General features: G+C 51.6%; 16 protein-coding genes and 2 pseudogenes. 13 read left to right on the top strand and 5 right to left on the bottom strand.

Annotated features, from left to right (window positions below; translation table 11 throughout):
• The first annotated feature begins 11 nt into the window (after window positions 1-11).
• The 3 genes from AC2T15_RS12930 (at window position 12) to AC2T15_RS12920 (ending at window position 1,716) form a co-directional block, all read left to right on the top strand.
• Entirely contained in the window at window positions 12-308 is a 297-nt protein-coding gene (locus AC2T15_RS12930; protein WP_486779100.1) for a type II toxin-antitoxin system RelE/ParE family toxin, read from the top strand.
• Window positions 309-311: 3 nt separating this feature from the next.
• On the top strand, window positions 312-611 hold the full coding sequence (locus AC2T15_RS12925) for an addiction module antidote protein (RefSeq protein ID WP_486779099.1): 300 nt from the start codon (window positions 312-314) through the stop codon (window positions 609-611).
• A 400-nt stretch (window positions 612-1,011) separates the two neighbouring features.
• Complete coding sequence (locus AC2T15_RS12920; protein ID WP_001067855.1) at window positions 1,012-1,716, top strand: IS6-like element IS26 family transposase; 705 nt, start codon at window positions 1,012-1,014, stop codon at window positions 1,714-1,716.
• On the opposite strand, the gene AC2T15_RS12915 is transcribed toward AC2T15_RS12920, so the two are convergent.
• Window positions 1,662-2,723 (bottom strand): hypothetical protein, encoded by a 1,062-nt coding sequence (locus AC2T15_RS12915; protein WP_486779098.1) that lies wholly within the window; start codon window positions 2,721-2,723, stop codon window positions 1,662-1,664. The two genes, AC2T15_RS12920 and AC2T15_RS12915, sit on opposite strands and share 55 nt — an antisense overlap.
• 440 nt (window positions 2,724-3,163) lie before the next feature.
• Window positions 3,164-3,655 (bottom strand): annotated as a pseudogene (locus tag AC2T15_RS12910) (TetR/AcrR family transcriptional regulator); the annotation flags it as partial.
• A 31-nt stretch (window positions 3,656-3,686) separates the two neighbouring features.
• On the opposite strand from AC2T15_RS12910, the gene AC2T15_RS12905 reads away from it, so the two are divergent.
• Window positions 3,687-4,166, top strand: coding sequence for a hypothetical protein (locus AC2T15_RS12905; protein WP_486779097.1), 480 nt, complete (start codon window positions 3,687-3,689; stop codon window positions 4,164-4,166).
• A 12-nt stretch (window positions 4,167-4,178) separates the two neighbouring features.
• On the opposite strand, the pseudogene AC2T15_RS12900 reads toward AC2T15_RS12905, so the two are convergent.
• Window positions 4,179-4,262, bottom strand: a pseudogene (locus AC2T15_RS12900) (transcriptional regulator); the annotation flags it as partial.
• Window positions 4,263-4,441: 179 nt separating this feature from the next.
• On the opposite strand from AC2T15_RS12900, the gene tmexC reads away from it, so the two are divergent.
• Genes tmexC through toprJ form a run of 3 tightly spaced genes read left to right on the top strand, consistent with a single transcriptional unit; the run spans window position 4,442 to window position 10,193 of the window.
• On the top strand, window positions 4,442-5,605 hold the full coding sequence (tmexC, locus tag AC2T15_RS12895; protein ID WP_065285147.1) for a multidrug efflux RND transporter periplasmic adaptor subunit TMexC: 1,164 nt from the start codon (window positions 4,442-4,444) through the stop codon (window positions 5,603-5,605).
• Between the two features lie 15 nt (window positions 5,606-5,620).
• On the top strand, window positions 5,621-8,755 hold the full coding sequence (gene tmexD, locus AC2T15_RS12890) for a multidrug efflux RND transporter permease subunit TMexD (protein ID WP_486779096.1): 3,135 nt from the start codon (window positions 5,621-5,623) through the stop codon (window positions 8,753-8,755).
• 4 nt (window positions 8,756-8,759) lie between these two features.
• Window positions 8,760-10,193, top strand: a complete 1,434-nt coding sequence (toprJ, locus tag AC2T15_RS12885) for a multidrug efflux transporter outer membrane subunit TOprJ (protein ID WP_343461932.1) — start codon at window positions 8,760-8,762, stop codon at window positions 10,191-10,193.
• Window positions 10,194-10,362: 169 nt separating this feature from the next.
• On the opposite strand, the gene AC2T15_RS12880 is transcribed toward toprJ, so the two are convergent.
• On the bottom strand, window positions 10,363-10,512 hold the full coding sequence (locus tag AC2T15_RS12880; protein WP_155275771.1) for a hypothetical protein: 150 nt from the start codon (window positions 10,510-10,512) through the stop codon (window positions 10,363-10,365).
• Between the two features lie 110 nt (window positions 10,513-10,622).
• Here AC2T15_RS12880 and AC2T15_RS12875 point away from each other — a divergent pair, with 110 nt between their 5' ends.
• The 4 genes from AC2T15_RS12875 (at window position 10,623) to AC2T15_RS12860 (ending at window position 15,164) form a co-directional block, all read left to right on the top strand.
• Entirely contained in the window at window positions 10,623-11,588 is a 966-nt protein-coding gene (locus AC2T15_RS12875) for a DinB/UmuC family translesion DNA polymerase (RefSeq protein WP_486779168.1), read from the top strand.
• A gap of 413 nt (window positions 11,589-12,001) precedes the next feature.
• A complete protein-coding gene (locus tag AC2T15_RS12870) occupies window positions 12,002-12,820 on the top strand; it encodes a TnsA endonuclease N-terminal domain-containing protein (RefSeq protein ID WP_286594622.1) in 819 nt (272 codons plus the stop codon).
• Entirely contained in the window at window positions 12,804-14,327 is a 1,524-nt protein-coding gene (locus AC2T15_RS12865) for a transposase (protein WP_486779095.1), read from the top strand. The genes AC2T15_RS12870 and AC2T15_RS12865 overlap by 17 nt, the downstream gene beginning before the upstream one ends.
• Before the next feature lie 81 nt (window positions 14,328-14,408).
• Window positions 14,409-15,164, top strand: a complete 756-nt coding sequence (locus AC2T15_RS12860; RefSeq protein WP_172767836.1) for an IS5 family transposase — start codon at window positions 14,409-14,411, stop codon at window positions 15,162-15,164.
• Window positions 15,165-15,491: 327 nt separating this feature from the next.
• Here AC2T15_RS12860 and abc-f read toward each other — a convergent pair whose 3' ends face one another.
• Window positions 15,492-17,438 (bottom strand): ribosomal protection-like ABC-F family protein, encoded by a 1,947-nt coding sequence (gene abc-f / locus AC2T15_RS12855; RefSeq protein ID WP_252447443.1) that lies wholly within the window; start codon window positions 17,436-17,438, stop codon window positions 15,492-15,494.
• A gap of 149 nt (window positions 17,439-17,587) precedes the next feature.
• Between abc-f and AC2T15_RS12850 the strand changes: the two genes are divergently transcribed.
• Window positions 17,588-18,343, top strand: coding sequence for an IS5 family transposase (locus AC2T15_RS12850; protein ID WP_172767836.1), 756 nt, complete (start codon window positions 17,588-17,590; stop codon window positions 18,341-18,343).
• Window positions 18,344-18,447: 104 nt separating this feature from the next.
• Window positions 18,448-19,812 (top strand): DNA primase, encoded by a 1,365-nt coding sequence (locus tag AC2T15_RS12845; RefSeq protein ID WP_486779094.1) that lies wholly within the window; start codon window positions 18,448-18,450, stop codon window positions 19,810-19,812.
• The last annotated feature ends 414 nt before the right edge of the window (window positions 19,813-20,226 follow it).

Raw genomic sequence — 20,226 nt, 5'->3', positions numbered from 1 at the left:
CGAGATTAACCATGATTGAAATTAAACGAACGCCAGAGTTTGACCGCTGGTTTAATGGACTAAAAGACGTTACCACCAAAATGCGCCTAGTTACCCGGTTGAAAAAGGTTTCGCGTGGCAATCTTGGCGATGTTCAGTCGGTTGGCGAAGGTGTAAGTGAGATGCGCGAACATTTTGGCAAAGGCTGGCGAATGTATTTTGTACAACGTGGCTCTGTCTTGGTTGTCATGTTGGGTGGGGGTGATAAGTCAACGCAGGCGCGTGATATCGTCAAAGCCATTGCTTTGTCGAAAACACTGGAGGATTGAACCATGGTTAAAATTACTGAGCTACCTACTTTTGATGCAGCCGACTACCTAGACAGTGAAGAGGCGATCACTGCCTACTTGAATGCTATTTTAGAGGCAGACGACGATGCGTTGCTGGCCGAAGCTCTTGGCGATATCGCTAAAGCACGTGGTATGACCCAGATTGCCAAAGACGCAGGTATCGGTCGTGAGTCCTTGTACAAAGCGCTGCGGGGGGGAGCCAGTCCACGCTTTGACACTATCAGCCGGGTGTTGGGCGCTCTGGGGGTAAAGTTGGTAGCGGTGCCTAAAGCAACACATTAAGAATGCAGGATATTCGTGTAATAACTCGCCAATGCTCCGTTAAATAAGGTGAGCCTGCTAGAAACTGAAATGTAGCTCATGTGTAATGGATAGATTAGAACTCCAATAGGGGACCTATTCTTCGGAGGTGATTTTCACCCAGTAGCATTGGACGATAGCGTACATTTTTCAATAGATGGTCAGCATGGCGCAGCGAGAGCTTCTCCGTAGTTTTTCCTTATGGTTTTAAACTCGTATGTGAATTTTGAGCTTGCACGGATTGCCTTTTGGCCTTTTGCTTTCCCCTGCAAACAAGCCTTTTCAGGGTAGCCCCTTTGCCCTTAATCCCCCTTCCATTGGCACTGTTGCAAATAGTCGGTGGTGATAAACTTATCATCCCCTTTTGCTGATGGAGCTGCACATGAACCCATTCAAAGGCCGGCATTTTCAGCGTGACATCATTCTGTGGGCCGTACGCTGGTACTGCAAATACGGCATCAGTTACCGTGAGCTGCAGGAGATGCTGGCTGAACGCGGAGTGAATGTCGATCACTCCACGATTTACCGCTGGGTTCAGCGTTATGCGCCTGAAATGGAAAAACGGCTGCGCTGGTACTGGCGTAACCCTTCCGATCTTTGCCCGTGGCACATGGATGAAACCTACGTGAAGGTCAATGGCCGCTGGGCGTATCTGTACCGGGCCGTCGACAGCCGGGGCCGCACTGTCGATTTTTATCTCTCCTCCCGTCGTAACAGCAAAGCTGCATACCGGTTTCTGGGTAAAATCCTCAACAACGTGAAGAAGTGGCAGATCCCGCGATTCATCAACACGGATAAAGCGCCCGCCTATGGTCGCGCGCTTGCTCTGCTCAAACGCGAAGGCCGGTGCCCGTCTGACGTTGAACACCGACAGATTAAGTACCGGAACAACGTGATTGAATGCGATCATGGCAAACTGAAACGGATAATCGGCGCCACGCTGGGATTTAAATCCATGAAGACGGCTTACGCCACCATCAAAGGTATTGAGGTGATGCGTGCACTACGCAAAGGCCAGGCCTCAGCATTTTATTATGGTGATCCCCTGGGCGAAATGCGCCTGGTAAGCAGAGTTTTTGAAATGTAAGGCCTTTGAATAAGACAAAAGGCTGCCTCATCGCTAACTTTGCAACAGTGCCCCTTTGCCCGTGCTATGGCACGATCATTCACCCAGCGCTGGACTTCCTCGGCTCGACGCTGCGCCTGGTCCAAGCGTGTCGCCAAACGTTCCAAGGCCAGCGCCTGCGGCACAGGATCGCTTTCCAGTAATGTCCGCTTCAGAAACTCCAGTCGCCGGAGTTCATCGTCACCGACCGTCCCTAATCGAGCAAGCACGGCGCGGTCCGAGTCCCCACCTAATTTGGCGATGTAGCGGCCGACTTCGGTGTCACCCTTCAGCGGTTCGAATTGCCGGGTATCCAGAGCCAAGGCATTGCGTTCGGTCCCAATCCGTGCCTGTAAATCACGCTGAAGTAGGACCAGGCGCGTCAGATGAGTGAGTCCGTAGGGCTGAAATGCAGGGGTCCCTTCCGCGTCGATGTAGTCATTGGCACAGGCCGCGTCGTAGACCGAGACCGAACTCAAATGCAAATGGGCCGGCCCGTTCTGGACCCAACGTGCGGTTTCCGGAGTGCCATCCACCAAAATGGCGAAATCTGCTGATGGCAGTCTAGCTGGGGTTGCCGCCCCAAAAGCGTCGGGCAGGACCTCCACCCGATGCCGAGCGTTGCAGGCATTCTTGAAGACGCGGGCGTAGCCGGATTTGCCGGCGCCGTTATGACCAAAGAAAATGGTCATGCCCTCCGGTGCGAGGTCAAAGGCACGACCGGACGGGAAGCCGTTTACCTGGTCTAGCCCCGAGACACCCACCAACCGCACGGTTGCGCCACTTCCGGCGCCTGGTACGTCGTCCAGCGTGAATGGCCGTGCTCCCCCCGTGGTTGCGTCTTCCCGTTCTTGCTCGCGAACCATTCGCAGAATGGTCTCGATGTCATCTTGGGTTAGTTCGGCCCGGGCAAATATCCGGCGCAGTGCTTCCTGCTGCCAGGGTCTGAGTCCGCCGGCCCACCCAATAATCTCGTCCAACAATGGCATATCCGTCTCCTTTCCAGATCCGCCGATTAAAGGCCGCGCCCAGTTGGATGGCAAGTGGCCAGCGCCTTCGAGGTGCTTCGCCGTGTTCCGTTTGCCTGCCTTCCTGACCGCCACCCTAGTGGCTTGTCCGGTCGTGACGCTACACGGGCAGAATTTCTGCATGCTGGCCAGTATCAAGCCGCTCTAAAGTCCGCTACCGGAAAGCGCTGTTTAGCGGTGAGAGACGGGGAAAGTGCGGAAGCTACTACCGACGCAAGCGATGTGGTGAGCAGTCCTCAGGTATGTGCGAAATTGCACTCCTCTTGACCACCAATTTGGGTTGGCGTTGACCACGGATTGCGTTCAACTTGACCAGGGCGTGTCACTGTCACGACCGTCAGAGAACGGCCAAAAACGGACACCGCCAACCCGTTGGAAAAAAAACTGAGCGTTGCTTTCCGTTAAGTTTGGTAGTTGCAAGCCCCGTTCAGGAAGAATTGCTCGATCAACGCCGCCATACCTGCGCGTGCGATACGGCCGCGGCGCTCGGCGTCTACCAGGCCGAAGATCAAGGAGGAGAAGATTTCGGTAAGCGCCGGGGCACCGATATCGATACGGAATACGCCCAGTTTTTGCCCGCGTAGAAAGAACTCGTCCAGCGTTTCTGAGTAAGGCAGCCATCGGCAGCCGCCTGCATCTAAATCAAACGTGTCCGGGCGCCACTGAAATGAGAGGAAAACCAACAACTCCCTGTGAGTCAAATGGCCTTCGATCAGGCGATGCAATGCGTCCAAGGGCGCCGACTCAAGATCGGCATCGGCAATGACCCGATAAATAACCACCGAACCATGATCCAGAAGCATCTCGATCAGGTTGTCGCGGGTGCCGCAAAACCTGTTTAGCGTCGCCTTGCTGACTCCCGCTGCCTGGGCTATTTCTTTGGGGTATCCGGATTATCCGGTTGATACACAGAAGGGAGAGACCATGAACGACATTACATTCAGCAACGCACTCCGCGAACAATTCCGTGACCCCGAAGCCTACCTGGAGCAGGTGGGCAATGTGCTTTTCGGTCTTTTCCGAGTGCTAGGCTGGTGGGTGGCCATGACCGCTACCTACACTTCTGCCGCCGCGATCTTCGCATTCATCACCCAGGATCTTAGTGCTTACTCCCAAGGTGATCTGCAAGAAGGCATGCGGGTCATCGTCACGTTCGCCGGTGGCGCTGCCGCCTTGGCGTGTCTCCTTAGTAACACCGGAAGGTTCCGAGATGTATTCAGCGCCAGGGCGTGGGATGAAGTGGAGCGTTTCCGGGTCAACAAGGAAAAGATCGAATCGCAGATTGACACAACGGAAGGCTTGCTGGTGAAGCATGGCCTTATTACCGAGGACGATGTAGAGCGTCGTCGAGCAGACGTGGAACGTCGAGCCGCTACGGTAAGTGGCACCTCATCAACCAGATAATCCGGATACCCTTTCTTTGAACGTGGCTCGCGGGTGGTCAACGATGGCGATCGCCAGGGCCTTCAGCAATTTCTCATCGGCAGCAGTTAAATCCATCGGTCACTCTTTATCTATCGCAGGCAGATGCGGGTATTTTGCCTAGAACACTCATTTTTCTCAAAGAGGATACTAGCTTTGTTCACATCAAAATCAAATGAGTCAATATTGACTCATTTGATTTTGGTGTGCATCATGCGCGGCTTCGACTACGTACTGGCTTCGTGCTTGGGTGAGATATGAACAAATTTCGCGAGTGGATCACTTTTTCCGTGATCTCCTGTTTGGTCGCCGTGACCCTGGTTGGCTGCGACAAGCCCGAAGAGCAAGGGGAGGAGGCGCCGGCGCGTGAAGTCGATGTGCTCAGCGTGCAGACCGAGCCCTTCACCGTGGTTGCCGAGCTACCAGGACGCATCGAGCCGGTGCGTGTCGCCGAGGTGCGCGCGCGGGTGGCGGGGATCGTGCTCAAGCGCACCTTTGAGGAAGGGGCCGACGTGAAGGCCGGCGACGTGCTGTTCCAGATCGACCCTGCGCCGTTCAAAGCGGCCCTGTCGCGGGCGCAGGGTGAACTGGCCCGCGCCGAGGCGCAGTTGTTCCAGGCCCAGGCGATGGTTCGCCGATACGAGCCGCTGGTGAAGATCAACGCCGTCAGCCAGCAGGATTTCGACAACGCCAAGGCCGCTCTGCAGAGTGCCCAGGCCGACAAGCGATCGGCCCAGGCCAATGTCGAAACCGCCCGCCTGGACCTGGGCTATGCCGAGGTTCGCGCACCCATTGCCGGACGCATCGGCCGAGCCCAGGTCACCGAAGGGGCGCTGGTAGGCCAGGGTGAGGCGACTCTGCTAGCGCGTATCCAGCAACTTGATCCGGTGTACGCCGACTTCACCCAGCCGGCTGCCGACGCCCTGCGCCTGCGCGCGGCCATCGCCGAGGGCAAGGTTACCGGCGCTAGCGACCAGCCGTTGTCGCTGCGCGTCGATGGTACCGATATCGAGAGCAAGGGCACGCTGCTGTTCACTGATATCTCGGTGGATCGCAGCACCGGGCAAATCGCCCTGCGAGGGCAGTTCGACAACCCCGAGGGCGTGTTGCTGCCGGGTATGTACGTGCGTGTGCGCACGCCGCAGGGGCTCAACCAGAACGCCATCCTGGTGCCGCAACGTGCCGTGCAGCGTTCGGCTGACGGCCAGGCCAGCGTGATGCTGCTGGGCGAGGGCGATACCGTCGAGGTGCGCCAGGTCACTACTGGCGCCATGCAAGGCTCGCGCTGGCAGATCAGCGAGGGCCTGCAGGCCGGCGACAAGGTGATCACCAGCTCGCTGGCGGCTATCCGTCCGGGCGCCAAGGTCATCCCACGCGAGCAAGGCGCCGCCGAAAAAGCTCCACAGTCCCAGGCCCAGTAAGCCGGAGAACCATTCATGCCCCTGTTTTTCATCCGACGCCCCAATTTTGCCTGGGTAGTCGCCCTGTTCATCTCGCTAGGTGGCCTGCTGGTCATTCCGTTCCTGCCGGTGGCACAGTACCCCAACGTGGCGCCGCCGCAGATTACCGTGACCGCCACCTATCCCGGCGCCTCGGCGCAGGTGCTGACCGACTCGGTGACCAGCGTCATCGAGGAAGAACTCAACGGCGCCAAGAACCTGCTGTACTTCGAGTCCACCAGCAACGCCAACGGCATAGCCGAGATCACCGTCACCTTCCAGCCGGGGACCGACCCCGAACTGGCCCAGGTCGACGTGCAGAACCGTCTGAAGAAGGCCGAGGCGCGCATGCCGCAGGCCGTGCTGACCCTCGGCATCCAGACCGAGCAGGCCACCGCCGGCTTCCTGCTGACCTATGCGCTGAGCTACACCGATGGCGACAAGGACTCCGATGTCACGGCGCTGGCCGACTACGCGGCGCGCAGTATCAACAACGAAATCCGCCGGGTACCCGGTGTCGGCAAACTGCAGTTCTTCGCCTCCGAGGCGGCCATGCGCGTGTGGATCGATCCGCAGAAGCTGGTTGGCTACGGCCTGTCCATTGATGACGTGAACAACGCCATCCGCGCGCAGAACGTGCAGGTGCCGGCCGGTGCCTTCGGCAGCACGCCGGGTTCCAGCGAGCAGGAGCTGACGGCGACCCTGGCGGTCAAGGGCACCCTGGACAACCCGCAGGAATTCGCCGCCATCGTGCTGCGTGCCAACCAGGACGGCTCGCGCCTGACCCTGGGCGACGTGGCACGCATCGAGGTCGGCAGCCAGGACTACAACTTCGGCTCGCGCCAGGACGGCAAGCCCGCCGTTGCCGCCGCCGTGCAGCTGTCGCCCGGTGCCAACGCGATCCAGACCGCCGAGGCGGTCAAGCAGCGTCTGACCGAGCTGTCGGCCAACTTCCCGGACAACGTCGAGTTCTCCGTGCCGTACGACACCTCGCGCTTCGTCGACGTGGCCATCGACAAGGTCATCATGACCCTCATCGAGGCCATGGTGCTGGTGTTCCTGGTGATGTTCCTGTTCCTGCAGAACGTGCGCTACACCCTGATCCCGTCCATCGTCGTGCCGGTGTGTCTGCTTGGTACCCTGACCTTCATGTACCTGCTGGGCTTCTCGGTGAACATGATGACCATGTTCGGCATGGTGCTGGCCATCGGCATCTTGGTGGACGACGCCATCGTGGTGGTGGAGAACGTCGAGCGGATCATGGCCGAGGAAGGCCTGGCGCCGGTGCCGGCGACCATCAAGGCGATGGGGCAGGTGTCCGGGGCGATCATCGGTATCACCCTGGTTCTGTCGGCGGTGTTCCTGCCGCTGGCCTTCATGGCGGGTTCGGTGGGGGTGATCTACCAGCAGTTCTCGCTGTCGCTGGCGGTGTCGATTCTGTTCTCGGGCTTTCTCGCGCTGACCTTCACCCCGGCGCTGTGCGCCACGCTGCTCAAACCGATCCCCGAAGGCCATCACGAGAAGACCGGTTTCTTCGGCTGGTTCAACCGCAAGTTCACCGCCCTGACCGGCCGCTACACCAAACTCAACGGCAAGCTGGTGCCGCGCGCCGGGCGGGTGATGTTCATCTACCTGGGCGTGGTGGTGCTGATGGGTTTCTTCTACCTGCGCCTGCCGGAATCCTTCGTGCCGGTGGAAGACCAGGGCTACATGATCGTCGACATCCAGTTGCCGCCAGGCGCCACCCGTGAGCGCACCTCGGCCACGGGTGAGGAGCTGGAAGAGTTTCTGATGGCCCGCGAGGCCGTGCAGACGTCCTTCCTGGTCCTCGGCTTCAGCTTCTCCGGCATGGGTGAGAACGCGGCCATTGCCTTCCCGCTGCTCAAGGACTGGTCCGAGCGAGATTCTTCGCAGTCGCCGGAAGCCGAGTCGGCTGCGGTCAACCAGCACTTCGCCAACCTCGATGACGGCGCGATCATGGCGGTGCCGCCACCGCCGGTCGAAGGCCTGGGCAACTCGGGTGGTTTCGCCCTGCGCCTGCAGGACCGCGCCGGCCTTGGCCGCGATGCCCTGTTGGCAGCGCGCGATGAAGTGCTGGGCAAGGTCAACGGCAATCCGAAGTTCCTCTACGCCATGATGGAAGGTCTGGCCGAGGCGCCGCAGCTGCGCCTGGTGATCGACCGTGAGCAGGCGCGCACGCTGGGAGTCAGCTTCGAAGCGATCAGCAGCGCGCTGTCCACTGCGTTCGGCTCGTCGGTGATCAACGACTTCGCCAACGCCGGCCGCCAGCAGCGCGTGGTGGTACAGGCCGAACAGGCCGAGCGCATGACACCGGAAAGCGTCCTGCGCCTGCATGTGCCCAACGACAGCGGCAGCCTGGTACCGCTGAGTGCTTTCGTCACCACGAGCTGGGAAGAAGGCCCGGTGCAGGTCGCGCGTTACAACGGTTACCCGTCGATCCGCATTGCCGGTGACGCCGCGCCCGGCGTGAGCACTGGCGAGGCGATGCTCGAACTGGAGCGCATCGCTGCCGAGCTGCCCGAAGGTATCGGTTACGAGTGGACCGGGCTGTCGTATCAGGAGCGGGTCGCCAGCGGGCAGGCGACGATGCTGTTCGCCCTGGCCATCACCGTGGTGTTCCTGCTGCTGGTGGCGCTCTACGAGAGCTGGGCGATCCCGCTGACGGTGATGCTGATCGTGCCGGTCGGCGCACTCGGCGCGGTACTGGCGGTGACTGCTATCGGCCTGCCCAACGACGTGTACTTCAAGGTCGGCCTGATCACCGTGATCGGCCTGGCGGCGAAGAACGCCATTCTCATCGTCGAGTTCGCCAAGGACCTGTGGGAAGACGGCTACTCGCTGCGCGATGCTGCTGTCGAAGCCGCGCGCCTGCGTTTCCGCCCGATCATCATGACCTCCATGGCGTTCATGCTCGGCGTGGTGCCGCTGGCCATCGCCACTGGCGCCGGCGCTGCGAGCCAGCGCGCACTGGGCACCGGGGTGCTGGGCGGGATGCTCAGCGCGACCATGCTCGGGGTGATCTTCGTGCCGATCTTCTTCGTCTGGGTGCTGTCGCTGCTGCGCACCAAACCTCAGCAAACCGACAACCATCCCCTGCATAAAGCGGAGTAATGCGATGACCTCTCACTTCATGCTCCGTCGCGCTCTGCTGCCCCTGGCCATCGCCGCCCTGGCGGGTTGTTCGCTGGCCCCGACCTACGAGCGCCCGCAGGCACCGGTCGCGTCGCACTGGCAAGCCGCCGACGCGGAGGGCACCCGTGCCCAGGCGCTGGACTGGCAGACCTTCATCGTCGATGCCGACCTGCGCCGCGCGGTGGATACGGCGCTGAGCAACAACCGCAGCCTGCGCCAGGCGCTGCTGGATATCGAAGCTGCGCGTGCCCAGTACCGCATCCAGCGTGCTGATCGCCTGCCTTCGATCAACGCCAATGCCAGCGGCAACCGCCAGCGCCTGCCTGCCGATCTGTCGCAGACCGGGCGCTCGGAAGTGACCAGCAACTATCAGGTCGGCCTCGGCCTCGCGGAGTACGAAGTCGACCTGTTCGGCCGCGTGCGCAGCCTCTCCGAGGCCGCGCTGGAGACCTACCTGGCGACCGAGGAGGCGACCCGTGCCACGCAGATCAGCCTGGTTGCCGAGGTCATCCAGGCCTACCTGACCCGCGATGGTGCGCTACGCCGCATGGCCCTGGTCGAACAAACCCTGGACAGCCGCCTGGCCTCGCTGGAGCTGGTCAGCCAGCGCCGTGCAGCGGGGGCCGCCACCGCCCTGGATTACCAGGAAGCGGTCGGCCTTGCCGAACAGGCGAGGGCCGAGCGCGAGAGCACCGAACGCCAGCTACGCCAGGCGGACAACGCCCTGGTCCTGTTGCTCGGCACGCCAGATGCCGCTCGCCTGCTGCCCGCGACGCCCCGCGACGACCTGATGGTGCTGCAGGACATCGCCCCCGGCACCAGCTCGGAACTGATCGAACGGCGCCCGGACATTCTCGCCAGCGAGCACCGCCTCAAGGCGCGCAATGCCGATATCGGTGCAGCTCGCGCCGCGTTCTTTCCCCGGATCAGCCTGACCGGTTCGGTGGGCAGCTCCAGTGCCGAGTTGTCCGGATTGTTCGATGGCGGCTCGCGGGCCTGGAGCTTTGCCCCGACGCTGTCGCTGCCGATCTTCGCCGGTGGCCGCAACCGCGCCAACCTGGACCTCGCCGAAGTGCGCCAGGACGCGGCGGTGGCCGACTACGAAGGCACCATCCAGACCGCCTTCCGCGAAGTGGCCGATGCCCTGGCCGCCACCGACACCCTGCGCCGCGAGGAGGCTGCCCGCCAGGCTCTGGCCGGTTCCAGCGAGGCTGCGATGGCCCTGGCTAAGGCGCGTTACGAGGGCGGCGTGGACGACTACCTGCGTTATCTTGACGCCCAGCGCAGCACCTTTAGCAACCAGACCACACTAATTCAAATCAGCACGGAACGGCAGATTGCGCTGGTTGACCTGTTCAGGTCTCTGGGCGGTGGCTGGGGCCAAACTGAACCGATGGCCGGGATCGGCGCTGAGTGAGCAAAGCCAGGAGTCCTGCATCCGAAGACCGGACTCTGGCTCCATCACCGGTGAGCTACTGGTCATCGACGGGGCAATCGTCTGATCGAGAATAAGACTGTCTGACGACTGGCAGGCCTATGGATTATTGGTGGCAGCAGCTAACGGCTCTATAAAGAGCTGCAAAAAATCACTGTAACGCATGATTGACTGACTGCTTCTGGCCGGTTTCTGCCTGTTGCGTCTCTGCTGCCCACTGGCCAAGTCGGATGCACGCGGTGGTCAGTACCAATGCAATTGACTGGTCAAATGGGTGCAATTGCGCAGGTATGGACTTCAAGCCCCAATTTCCTGGAAAAGAGGTTCTTTCTATGGACATCCGACATCAGAGATTGAGTAGCGGAATGTCTGAGCTGAAGTCATGTCCATGGCTGTTCTTCTTTCCTTTAGATTGATGAAGCGTTTGCAGATTTAAGTGGTTACGCTGGTGACTTGCTAGCGCTTGCTAAACGCACACAAAAAAGTGTACTGCAAAGCACTGGAATAGGCACGGGTATCGGAATCAGCTCCACCTATACGCTTGCAAAGCTCGCAAATTACGCATCCAAAAAATGGGCTAAAACAAATGGGATAGTTGATTTAACAGATAGAAAGCGCGCTGAGAGACTAATGAGAATTACGCCTGTTCATGAGATTTGGGGTGTCGGGCGTAAGTATCAGGCCTCTCTGAATAAAATTGGTATACAAACAGCATGGGATTTAGCTAATACTGACCCCGTCATGATTGCAAAGAAATTTAGTGTCGTTCTTGAACGAACGGTATTAGAGCTAAAAGGTATTCCTGCAGTCACGTTGGACTCAGCAAGTAAGGATAAGCAACAAATATGTGTAAGTAGAAGCTTTGGTGAAAAACAAAATAACTTAAACAGTGTTTCAACCGCCTTGGCACAACATGTTTTGACAGGTCATCGCCGTCTAACTGGCCAGCAGTCTTTATGTGGACGAATAAAGGTATTCTTGATGACAGGTAGCCATAGCAGCGCCCGTTACTACAACAGTGCTGAGGTGGTACTTAAACCACATACAGATAATTTGAGCTTACTTACCAACGCAGCTATTAACACACTGGAGCATGTTTGGTTAAACGGCTATGAGTTCAGCAAGGTTGGAGTTATCTTTGATGATCTACGTGATTTAAAACAAAGCACGTCAGATCTCTTTGCAAATAATCAAAAAGGTAATGCTGAAGCTTTGACTAAGCTCCTATCAGAAAGTGCATCAAGGTATGGTGCTGGCGCTTTAAAAACTGCTCGTAGTATCAGTGCTGGTGCAGAAACATGGAAACCTAAAGCACATTACAAAAGCCAACGCTACACAACAAAAATTAGTGACTTGCTAGTGGTGCACTGTCAATAGTCCGTGCACCACTAGCACCTGCCCTTATCTCTTTGCTCCAGTATTGGTTTTCTTTTGTAGCACATATTTGCCTTTTCTAGCATTTTTTCGCATTAGTCCGCATTTAATCGTATTTCATTGCGTTATGTAGCATGTGAGAGGAGTGTGAACGCAGTATGTATCATTACGGCTTCATATTTCGATGGGTTACGAAGGTACCTTTCTGCGAACACTGCAGTTTAAAGCACAAAAGACGAGGGAGTAGTCAGGCCTTCACCTTTCCGTTGGCTGATTTCAGTTTCTACAATAGCCTGTCTACAGCCGCAGATGTGGCATGACAATAAAGTTAGTAACTGAACAATAAAGTTGGTAACTTGACAATATAATTGGTAACTTGCTCCATACATTTAATGCTCAAAATTGAGGTGTGGAGCATGACAAGCAGCACACTTGACTCACGTTCTTTGAAATGGATAAAACAAGGGCGTGGAGCTGGCTCCGGTAAAGACTATCAACCTTGGCTAACGGTCAGAGATTTACCCTCTTCTGGCCGCTCCCATCGCATCTGGGGATTTCAAACGCAGCGTACCCACCACCTGCTTTCAGATTTAGAGTTAGCAGCTTTCTTTTTGTTTGACTGGAACCCATTCGCTACCGATATACGTGAGCAATATCCTCTCAGGTTAGAAGACACCCTTGAGCTTGCAGAACAAGCAGGTATTCGCCACCCCGCGCTTAAAGGGCAAGTGCAGATTATGTCTAGTGACTTTCTCATTGATACGAATATGTTGCGCCAACCAAGAATAGCTATACAAGTTAAAACATCAGCTGAACTATACAACCCCAGAACGATAGAGAAGCTAGAGCTTGAGCGACGGTATTGGGCTAAGAAAAATATCCCATGGTATTTACTAACAGAACAACAAATACCCAAGATAGTCATACAAAATATTGCTTGGCTTTATCCCGCGCAGGTTGCCCTCGATGAACTTGAAAGCACATTAGCTATGGCGGCATTCTATTTAAATTTTTTCCTGCAGAATCCAACCCTACAGATTTCACAAGCAGCAATGATCCTTGACCAAGCATACTCACTGGCACCCGGCGAATCACTACAAAAAATTCGCTCGCTATTAGCTTTACGAGTTTTCTTATTTGATATTACCAAGCACTGGTCATCTTTATGCGTTAGTGAGCTGCAAGCCTCATCCGACATACATTCATTGAGGGAGCGCTATGCTGCGAATCAATGATGTTGTCATGTATGCAGATATTCGCTATCGAATTCTTGTCGTCTCCGATACTCAATATACTTGGATAGATATTGACTCTGATAAAGCTTTTCCAGAGCAAATACCTTTATCAGAAGTTGACACAGAAATATTATCTGAAACCTTAAGAAGAGTTGAGGACCCTTTTTTGTATCTTGCGGCACAATTACCAGAACAGGGTTCAGCTGCGCAGAAAGTCCGTGATAAGCGCCTTGCTGCCATTGAGACACTAATAAATCATCCTAATATTTATTATAGATCGGGTAGAGGCGCCTTAATACAGCAAGCTGTTGAAGCATCCGGCTCCGCTAAAAAGACTTTGTACTCATACCTGCGCCAGTACTGGCAACGTGGCTGTACACCAAACGCTCTTTTACCTGACTACAATAATTCAGGTGCTCGTGGCACAAAGCGTGCAGCGTCAGATAAAAAACTAGGCCGTCCAAGAAGTATAGCCCCTGGAACGGGAGCAATTATTGATAGCAGCATTGAGCGCATGTTCCGTATTGTGCTGGATCGTTATTATTTAACAGAGAAAAGCCATTCTCTGCCTTATGCACATCGCCGCTTTGAAGATATGTTTGAAGTCGCAAACCCTGATGAGTTCAAAGAGAACTTCCCAACAATCAGACAATTACGCCATTTTTATGAGCGCGAATATATCCGGCCAGATCGTATTCGCCTGAGAGCAAATAAGATCAATTACCATAAGGATATCAAGCCACTGCAGGGTACAGCGACAGCTGGTGTTCATGGCCCAGGTGCACGATACGAAATTGATGCCACCATTGCAGATATTTATCTTCTATCGGCTGATCGAAAAAGCATTATCGGTCGCCCAACGTTATACGCTGTTGTTGATGTTTACAGTAGGCTAATTGCTGGTTTCTATGTCGGCCTTGAGAACCCTTCGTACGTTACAGCCATGTTAGCTCTAGTTAATGCGATGACTGACAAAGTACAGTTGTGTCAATCATACGGTTATAATGTTGAGCCAGAAGATTGGCCTTCGATAGGTATCCCTGATGCCATTTTAGCAGACAGGGGAGAGCTACTCGGGTATCAAATTGAATCTCTTGAGCAAGCATTTGGCGTGAGAATTGAAAACACGCCTCCTTATCGAGGCGATGCTAAAGGTATTGTTGAGCGCAGTTTTAAAACCCTACAAGCTGATTTTAAACCTTTTGCACCGGGTGTGGTGACTGGAGATATCGTAAGGAAACGTGGCGGAAAAGATTACCGCTTAGATGCAACTCTTACGCTACATGAGTTCACTAAAATCATTATTGGCTCCATTCTTCAGCGCAACCAACACTCTGTTTTAGTTAAATATGATCGTGATCCAGAGATGCCCGACACGCTGGCACCTATTCCGATTAATATTTGGCGCTGGGGTATTCAGAATCGCAGTGGCCGTCTACGAAACACCTCTGCAGCTGCACTGAAAATCGCCTTGCTTCCTCGCCAGAAAGTGACCCTATCAGATTAGGGTCTGTTGAACATTTGAAATAAAAAAAATAGAGAGTAGTAAAATGTAATCGTAAAAAAACAATACTAACTCTCTATTCTTATGCTTCAAACATTACTTAATGACAAGCTTTGGTTGAAACTAAAGCCTATTCTCCTAGATTTGAATATCTATGACAAACCAAATTTAAGAAATATTTTCACCGGAATCTTATATCGCCTGAAAACAGGCTGTCCATGGCGATATTTACCAGAATGCTTTGGAAAATATAATACCGTTTTTAAAACTTTTAGAAGATGGACAAAATTGGATAAATTCACCAAAATTTTTAAACAGCTTATTAAAGATCCTGATATGGAGTGGCTATCTATTGATGGAACTCATATTCGAGCGCATCAAAGTAGTGCCGGGATAGGGAATCCTAAGTCAGAGGCGATCGCTAAAAGTGCCGGCGGTAATAGCACCAAAATTCATATGATCGTCGATGCTCATGGAAATCCCTTGGATTTTTTAGTAAGCGATGGAGCAACTCATGATGTTAAAGTAGCGCCTGAACTGATTAAGAAAGTTGAATTAAAGGAGACAAAAATCCTCAATGCTGATCGAGGATATATCTCAGAAGATTTTAAAATGAGTTTATTAAAAAACGAAGTTCATCCAAACATTCCTAATAGAAAGAATAGTTTAAAAGACAATAGGCATATGGACTGGCATATTTATAAAGCGCGGCATGTCGTGGAGAATATGTTTGCAACCTTAAAGCACTTTAGAGGCTTAGCAACTCGCTATGATAAGCTAAAAAGTAGCTACAGTAGCAATGTTGCTTTAGCCTGTGCATACGTTTGGTTGAAACTATGAATGTTCAACAGACCCTAATCTCGCGTCAGCAGTTGAGACGCTGATATCTTCTCGATCATGCATCCGGAAATTCAAAATTGAAGGACCATTAATGCCGGCACTTTAACTTAGAGTGGAGTATCAGGCACTGTATCTGCATTAAATGGATCAATTGTTTTCTGCATTTTATACGTTTTATATGTTTTAGATGGAATTGAAAGATGCTTCTATCAAAAAAGAATCTCGCATAAAAAATCCCAACACTTTTACAATGCTGGGATTTTACAATGATTATTATGTTGATTTCTATTTTAGGAAAGAGAAATCATTTAGAAATTAAAATGGTGATTATTCAGTCTCTAAAAGAGCTGTTAGCTCTTCAACGCGCTCTGAATCTGTTAGCCATGATTCTTCTAATGTTGAAAGTTCTGCTTCTAGGGCTGATTTATCCGTATCAATCTTTAAAAGCTCTTCTGGCGATTTTTTTTCATAGGTTTCAGGATCCCCTAATACCGCATCGATGGCATCGATTTTCTCATGAAGTTTGCCGATACGTTTTTCTGCTTGTTCAGAGTCCTTCGTTAAACGGCGGAGCTCTGCTTGAAGCTCTTTTCGTTCATCACGACTGATCTCTGTTCTTTGCTTTTTTTCGGCTTTTTTCTCCGCTTTCTTTTCGGCTTTAGATTTACCATCACCTGCTTTTTCCGTGCGATTCGCTAAGCGGTTCTGCTCGATAAGATAGTTACGGTAATCTTCAAGGTCGCCTTTAAACTCAGTAAAGCCTTTATTCGCCACAAGTACGAATTGGTCACAGCAAAGCTCTAACAGTGATGCGTCATGGGAAACCATCAGAACGCCACCGGTAAATTCTTGAAGCGCCATGGCAATCGCTTCACGCATTTCGATATCTAAGTGGTTCGTCGGTTCATCGAGAAGCAGGAGGTTTGGTTTTTGATAAACGATCATTGCAAGTGCAAGACGTGCTTTTTCGCCACCTGAGAATGGACCAATACTTTCGATCACTTTATCGCCATGGAAGCCGAATGATCCTAAGAAGTTACGAGCGCCTTGCATTGTGAGATTTTTATCGAGTTGTACAAGATGCCATATCGGCGTTTCATCGAGGGTTAAATACTCGACCTGATGTTGAGAGAAGTAACCTACGCGAAGATGTTCAGAAGCAATAATCGACCCTGCGGTTGGCTTATTTTCGCCGGCAATCATCTTGATAAGCGTTGATTTACCTTCACCGTTACGTCCTAATACGCCCATGCGTGTTTCTGGGGTAATCGTGAGATCTAAGTTTTCGATGATATTACGTTTTCCATCGTAGCTAAAACTCACATCATCAAGACGAATGAGTGGATCAGGAAGACGGTCAGGTTCTTGGAAGTTGAATGTGAATTCATTCTCTGCAAGTACTGGTGCGATATCTTCAAGTTTTTCAAGCGCTTTTACGCGACTTTGAGCCTGTTTAGCTTTTGTTGCCTTTGCACTAAAGCGATCCACAAACTTTTGAAGATGTGCACGGGTTTTCTCATTTTTCTCATATTGTGCTTGTTGAAGCGCGAGTTTTTCCGCTTTAAGGCGCAGGAAGTCTGTGTAGTTTCCTGTATATGGCGTTGCTTTTTGTTGATAGAGATGAATGATATGCGTACAGATATTGTCAAGGAAGTCTCTGTCATGGGAGATCACAATTAAGATCCCACGATATTGCTTTAGCCAACCTTCTACCCAAACAAACGTTTCAAAGTCCAAGTGGTTCGTTGGTTCGTCAAGAAGGAGAATATCAGAGCGGCACATCAATGCTTTACCGATATTTAGACGCATACGCCAACCGCCTGAGAATTCTTTGACCTGCTTATGGTAATCTTCAGCTTTAAAGCCAAGACCATCAAGTAGCTGATAAGCACGACTATCGGCACGGTAGCCATCGATCTCTTCTAGGCGCGTGTAGATGTCGCAAATTTTAGTGGCATCGCCTTCAAGTAGCGCTGCTTCTTCATCTATGCGGAGCTGTGCGAGTTCTTCATCGCCACTTAAGATATATTCAAAAGCTGTGAGCTCAGTATTGCTGATCTCCTGTGCCACTTCTGCCATGACAGCATTTTTCGGGATATGAATATCCCCTTTATCAGGATCAAGGCGACCGAGAATGGTATTAAAAAGGGTGGTTTTGCCGGTACCATTTTTACCGACAAGGCCGATACGCATTCTTGGCGCAACAGAGAAGCTAAAGCCCTCGATGAGGACGTTGGCATTCATACGGACAGTGAGGCCTTGGAATTCAATCATAACTATTGTTTTTTATCTTTTAAGTGAGTCAGGAGATGAATTATACCGAAATTTGAGAAAAGAATAAGGGTCTGTTGAACATTTGAAATAAAAAAAATAGAGAGTAGTAAAATGTAATCGTAAAAAAACAATACTAACTCTCTATTCTTATGCTTCAAACATTACTTAATGACAAGCTTTGGTTGAAACTAAAGCCTATTCTCCTAGATTTGAATATCTATGACAAACCAAATTTAAGAAATATTTTCACCGGAATCTTATATCGCCTGAAAACAGGCTGTCCATGGCGATATTTACCAGAATGCTTTGGAAAATATAATACCGTTTTTAAAACTTTTAGAAGATGGACAAAATTGGATAAATTCACCAAAATTTTTAAACAGCTTATTAAAGATCCTGATATGGAGTGGCTATCTATTGATGGAACTCATATTCGAGCGCATCAAAGTAGTGCCGGGATAGGGAATCCTAAGTCAGAGGCGATCGCTAAAAGTGCCGGCGGTAATAGCACCAAAATTCATATGATCGTCGATGCTCATGGAAATCCCTTGGATTTTTTAGTAAGCGATGGAGCAACTCATGATGTTAAAGTAGCGCCTGAACTGATTAAGAAAGTTGAATTAAAGGAGACAAAAATCCTCAATGCTGATCGAGGATATATCTCAGAAGATTTTAAAATGAGTTTATTAAAAAACGAAGTTCATCCAAACATTCCTAATAGAAAGAATAGTTTAAAAGACAATAGGCATATGGACTGGCATATTTATAAAGCGCGGCATGTCGTGGAGAATATGTTTGCAACCTTAAAGCACTTTAGAGGCTTAGCAACTCGCTATGATAAGCTAAAAAGTAGCTACAGTAGCAATGTTGCTTTAGCCTGTGCATACGTTTGGTTGAAACTATGAATGTTCAACAGACCCTAGTTAACGGGAAATAAACAAAAGCTTAGTTAAATTAGTCGGTTATATAGCTCGGTTATATAGCACTGCTTAAGTCTTGGGAGTCATGAGTGGAAAATAACGATAATCTGGAAAAGCTTGAGTTGTCACTACGGATTGCCAGTGTTTTCTTTACGGGGAACCGCAATGATCAACTAGCAGTTGATTACATAGCTAAGCGCGGAATCGATCAAGCAACAGCAAAACGCTTTGGGATAGGGTATGCGCCTGATAGCTGGCGCGGATTAGTAGAGCATTACACTTCTAGGTCCATGAGAAGCTTCGCGGTTACTAATGGCCTTATCGGTGAGTCAGATAGCGGTCGGCAATATGACTTCTTTCGTGATCGGCTTATGTTTCCAATCAGGAACGTTAAAGGTGTAACAGTTGGATATGGTGGTAGACGTATTAGCAATGATGATACGCAAGCCAAGTATCTCAACTCACCAGAAACACCTTTGTTCTCTAAAAGCGAATTGCTTTATGGATTGCATGAAAATCGGGCAGACATAGCTAGTACAGGCGCGGCAATCGTAGTCGAGGGATACATGGATGTGGTTGCCCTGTACCAAGCAGGGATTACTAACGCCGTTGCGTCCATGGGAACAGCGTTGAGTGGGGAGCAGATAAGCACACTACAACACGAAGGTGCTTCAACCGTCTACTTGTGCTTGGATGGTGATAAAAGCGGTCAAAGGGCTATGGGCAGGCTGCTTGAGGACTTAGTACAAACATACAACAGTAATACTGATATACGGCTTGTTACGCTTCCTGTAGAGCATGACCCTGATTCCTATATAAAGTCTCATGGCGTAGAGGCATTTAATAAGCAGTTAGCCAGCAGTATGTCCTTAGACAATGCTTTGATGGGCGTAACAGCCCAAAAGCTTCCACGGTTAAATGCTTTTAGCATTAAGGAAATTCACGACACAGGCGTGTTAGCTAAACTGAGTATCGAGGAAAGGGCGCACCTGATAAGCGGATATGAAACAATTTTAGAAAACTGTGTGAACACACCATTGCAGCAAAAAATGCTAGCGGCACTTTCCCAGATTGTCGATGTGAAGGTTGGTGATCTGTACGGAGGGCGATTTACCCCTGAGAGCCACAGTCTAAGTACCGTAGAGTTTGCAGTTGCACGTATACTTTGCAACCACAAGGACTCACAACGTTCAGTGATGGTTCGTAGTGCACTTGAGGCTATTGATAACAGCACAGAAACAGTAAGAAGGTTGCTGGCGTTAAATGATAATACTGGATGCCCTAACCTTAAAGAAGCGGTAACAATTGCTGGCGCACTTACAGCTCATGAAGCAGCCGCTCTGCAGGATGATATTACTAAATTCGTTTACATCCAGCGCCTAGAAGCCGAGCTTGGACAAGCGGAAAAGTGCAATAACAGCTTTGAGTTAAAGCAGCTGCTGATGATGGGCTAGCTCTACTACCAATACATATCGAGTGTGGCTGTTGATTAGCTCAACGTCTAAATGAGTTAAGTAGACTGTCAAAGAATTTTCGCGTTTTGCTTCTACTTTCTAAAAGGTGCTTTTGGTAGTCCTCACCGATACGTGTCAGGTCAAACGTCCGCGCTGTTTCGCACCTGCTATCAGGCGAATTATCCAGTAAGCCGGATTCAACAACTGATTCCCAAACAAATGATTCAGGTAGCGTGATTATATCTGACCATTTGGTAGTTTTAACGCCGTAGGCTTTTAGCAAAGCAACTGGGGAATAGAGTAGGCTAGAAACTTTTGCACCTTGAAACCTCATGCTTTATCTAACTTATAAGTTGCGATCTTAAAAATGAAAGAGATACGCGCTCATGTTGTTTTTAGTTTTAACTGGATAAA

The organism is Thiopseudomonas sp. SA1F2-1K, assembly GCF_057443035.1.
The sequence above is the reverse complement of the archived record's forward strand: the minus strand, read 5'-3'. Positions and strand labels throughout refer to the sequence as shown.

What these genes read in the sequence shown, in the direction of transcription:
- AC2T15_RS12930 (WP_486779100.1), top strand. Translation starts at nt 12, where the DNA reads ATGATTGAAATTAAACGAACGCCAGAGTTTGACCGCTGGTTTAATGGA.
- AC2T15_RS12925 (WP_486779099.1), top strand. Translation starts at nt 312, where the DNA reads ATGGTTAAAATTACTGAGCTACCTACTTTTGATGCAGCCGACTACCTA.
- AC2T15_RS12920 (WP_001067855.1), top strand. Translation starts at nt 1,012, where the DNA reads ATGAACCCATTCAAAGGCCGGCATTTTCAGCGTGACATCATTCTGTGG.
- AC2T15_RS12915 (WP_486779098.1), bottom strand. Translation starts at nt 2,723, where the DNA reads ATGCCATTGTTGGACGAGATTATTGGGTGGGCCGGCGGACTCAGACCC.
- AC2T15_RS12905 (WP_486779097.1), top strand. Translation starts at nt 3,687, where the DNA reads ATGAACGACATTACATTCAGCAACGCACTCCGCGAACAATTCCGTGAC.
- tmexC (WP_065285147.1), top strand. Translation starts at nt 4,442, where the DNA reads ATGAACAAATTTCGCGAGTGGATCACTTTTTCCGTGATCTCCTGTTTG.
- tmexD (WP_486779096.1), top strand. Translation starts at nt 5,621, where the DNA reads ATGCCCCTGTTTTTCATCCGACGCCCCAATTTTGCCTGGGTAGTCGCC.
- toprJ (WP_343461932.1), top strand. Translation starts at nt 8,760, where the DNA reads ATGACCTCTCACTTCATGCTCCGTCGCGCTCTGCTGCCCCTGGCCATC.
- AC2T15_RS12870 (WP_286594622.1), top strand. Translation starts at nt 12,002, where the DNA reads ATGACAAGCAGCACACTTGACTCACGTTCTTTGAAATGGATAAAACAA.
- AC2T15_RS12865 (WP_486779095.1), top strand. Translation starts at nt 12,804, where the DNA reads ATGCTGCGAATCAATGATGTTGTCATGTATGCAGATATTCGCTATCGA.
- AC2T15_RS12860 (WP_172767836.1), top strand. Translation starts at nt 14,409, where the DNA reads ATGCTTCAAACATTACTTAATGACAAGCTTTGGTTGAAACTAAAGCCT.
- abc-f (WP_252447443.1), bottom strand. Translation starts at nt 17,438, where the DNA reads ATGATTGAATTCCAAGGCCTCACTGTCCGTATGAATGCCAACGTCCTC.
- AC2T15_RS12850 (WP_172767836.1), top strand. Translation starts at nt 17,588, where the DNA reads ATGCTTCAAACATTACTTAATGACAAGCTTTGGTTGAAACTAAAGCCT.